Genomic DNA, 269 nt, shown 5'->3' with positions numbered 1-269 from the left:
CAAAAAAGCACCGGCTGTCCGCACAGTAAACGGCGGAAAGCTGCCCAATACAGCTTCGGACTATATTCCGAACGTATTGGCAGGCCTTGCTTTCACCATCTTCGGAGCTCTCTTATTCCGCAGATTGAAAGCAAAGGGCGTATAAAATCATGAAACGCTTCATCCTGCTTGCAACCGCTGCCGGCATGATCGGTTTTGGATTGTGGTTTTCGGGGTCAAATGCCTTTAAGTTTTTGGCCGGGTATATGCTGTTTCAAGCAGAAAAAGCC

At 48.3% G+C, this 269-nt stretch carries 1 protein-coding gene; it reads left to right on the top strand.

What is annotated here, in order from left to right; all coding sequences use genetic code 11:
• The first annotated feature begins 40 nt into the window (after nt 1-40).
• Entirely contained in the window at nt 41-145 is a 105-nt protein-coding gene (locus tag RYX56_RS22615; protein WP_317124158.1) for an LPXTG cell wall anchor domain-containing protein, read from the top strand.
• The last annotated feature ends 124 nt before the right edge of the window (nt 146-269 follow it).

It is taken from the genome of Alkalihalophilus lindianensis (assembly GCF_032843265.1).
Classification (GTDB): domain Bacteria; phylum Bacillota; class Bacilli; order Bacillales; family Bacillaceae_D; genus Alkalihalophilus; species Alkalihalophilus lindianensis.
This window is presented reverse-complemented; position numbering and strand designations above follow the sequence as displayed.